The organism is Rhizobium sp. BK491 (assembly GCF_014194925.1).
Taxonomy (GTDB): Bacteria; Pseudomonadota; Alphaproteobacteria; order Rhizobiales; family Rhizobiaceae; genus Rhizobium.
The window spans coordinates 1-2053 of sequence record NZ_JACIAR010000036.1 but is presented as its reverse complement, the minus strand read 5'-3'; the positions used below and the strand labels follow the sequence as shown (position 1 = coordinate 2053).

General features: G+C 58.5%; 2 protein-coding genes. One reads left to right on the top strand and one right to left on the bottom strand.

What is annotated here, in order from left to right:
- Positions 1-3: 3 nt before the first annotated feature.
- The gene (locus FHX05_RS30180; RefSeq protein WP_183876549.1) at positions 4-822 is read right to left on the bottom strand and encodes an alpha/beta hydrolase; all 819 of its coding nucleotides are present in this window, start codon (positions 820-822) and stop codon (positions 4-6) included.
- A 163-nt stretch (positions 823-985) separates the two neighbouring features.
- Between FHX05_RS30180 and FHX05_RS30175 the strand changes: the two genes are divergently transcribed.
- Positions 986-1912 (top strand): LysR family transcriptional regulator, encoded by a 927-nt coding sequence (locus tag FHX05_RS30175; protein WP_183876547.1) that lies wholly within the window; start codon positions 986-988, stop codon positions 1910-1912.
- The last annotated feature ends 141 nt before the right edge of the window (positions 1913-2053 follow it).

Genomic DNA, 2053 nt, shown 5'->3' with positions numbered 1-2053 from the left:
TCGTCAGGACCTGATGAACGAGAGCAGGTCGGGGTTGAGGACATCCGCGTGCGTGGTCAGCATGCCATGGGGATAGCCGGGGTAGGTTTTAAGCGACCCATTCTTGAGCAGGTCGACCGCGCGCGGAACTGAACTTGCGAATGGAACAACTTGATCTGCCTCGCCATGCATCACCAGCACCGGCACGGAGATCTTCTTGAGGTCGTCGGTGTAATCTTCGAGCCAGGAGGCGACCGTCGCGTAGTGGGCGAGGGCGCCGCCGGTCATGCCCTGACGCCACCAGTTCGCAATCACTGCCTCCGAAGGTTTGGCCCCATCCAGATTGTAGCCATAGAACGGATTCTCAGGAACGAAACGGAAGAACTCAGCTCGGTTGCCCAGCACGCCTGCACGGATCGCCTCGAACCATTCTGGCGGCTGACCGGACGGGTTGTCCTCGCTCCGGTACATGTTCGGTGTCAGTGAAGCCACCAGGACGGCCTTCGCGACGCGCTCCTGGTGGCGAGCAACATAGCGAGCCACCTCACCACCACCAGTCGAGTGGCCGATGTGGATCGCATCGCGCAGGTCGAGGTGCTCGGTCAGGGTCGCGAGGTCTGCAACCCAATGGTCCATGTCGTTGCCGGTGCCGGGCTGGTCGGACCGACCGTGGCCGCGCCGGTCGTGAGCGATTACCCGATAGCCGTGGCTAAGGAAGTAGGTCATCTGGGCATCCCAGTCGTCCGCCGACAGCGGCCAGCCATGGCTGAAAACGATCGGCTGGCCTGAGCCCCAGTCCTTGTAGAAGATGTTTACGCCGTCTGCGGTAGTGATTGTAGGCATCGAGTCGCTCCTTCTCCGATTGGACACAGTTGATTGGGAAATGCCTCCGTTGAGGCGCGTTTGATCATATCCCCAAATTGCGACGTCAACTAAATCCCCCCTTATATCAAAGACAAATACCTTGTATGTTCGAGCTATGCCTTAAAGGTATAGCGAGGACCGGATGGAACTGAGGCATTTGCGCTACTTCATTGCGGTTGCCGAGGAGGGAAGCCTACTGACCGCAGCCGAGCGACGGCTACATACTTCCCAACCGTCACTCAGCAGGCAAATTCGCGATCTGGAAAGCGAAATCGGCGTAAAACTGCTGGAGCGGCAGCCGCGTGGCGTGACGCTCACCGCCGCCGGTAAGGTGTTTCTGGATCACGCTCGGTTGGCACTTCTGCAAGTCGAGGCAGCGATCGAAGGCGCCCGACGGACGGCAGAGCCGAAAAGGCCCACAATCGCTATGGGGTTTCTAGTTGGGCTGGAGGTCACGTGGCTGCCTCACCTATTGCGCATGATCCGTGAGGAAGCGCCGGAGACCGAAGTCACGCTGTGCAGCCTATCCTCTCCAGAGCTTGCCCTTGCGTTAATGCGCGGGAGGTTGGACCTAGCCTTCCTTCGTCCCGAGAAACAGAGTTTGGGTCTATCCTTCAAATTGTTGGCGAAAGAGCCTCTGCTCGCCGTGCTGCCGGCGAGCCATCGCTTGGCATCGCGCAAAAAGATTCGGCCGGAAGATCTCGCCCGCGAAATTTACGTCAGTTCGGCGAGAACATCTCCGGTATTGCAAGCTGCGATCGAGGATTACGCATCGAGTGCGGGGATCGTGCTCAAGGCAAGATACGAAGGCGAGAATATATCGTCGGCAATGTCGCTCGTCGCGTCCACGGGGGGAATTACTCTTGTCCCGCTCTATGCGCAGAATATGCTGGCACCAAACGTCGTTGCCAGAGCACTGGAAGGTGTGCCGCCGACGGTTGATCTCACTCTGGGATACAACGAGGCAAATCCCTCTCCCTTGCTCCGCCGGCTTTTATTGCGTGCGGATGAATTGGTCGAAAACGTGCAAAATCAGAGTATCATCCGATACGCGGAGGCTCTGTCGTAAAATCACTAACTTGTCCAGCCGCGTCCCTCGCCAATACGCTCTACGGCAGAAGACTCGCCCGACGCCCGCGAGCCGTGTTGACGACTCTAGACCAACAGGTCGCCGCAAAGATCGGGAAGGCGCAAACGGAAATGCTGGCTG

Excerpts from the sequence above, each read along its gene's own strand:
- FHX05_RS30180 (WP_183876549.1), bottom strand. The coding sequence starts at position 822 with ATGCCTACAATCACTACCGCAGACGGCGTAAACATCTTCTACAAGGAC.
- FHX05_RS30175 (WP_183876547.1), top strand. The coding sequence starts at position 986 with ATGGAACTGAGGCATTTGCGCTACTTCATTGCGGTTGCCGAGGAGGGA.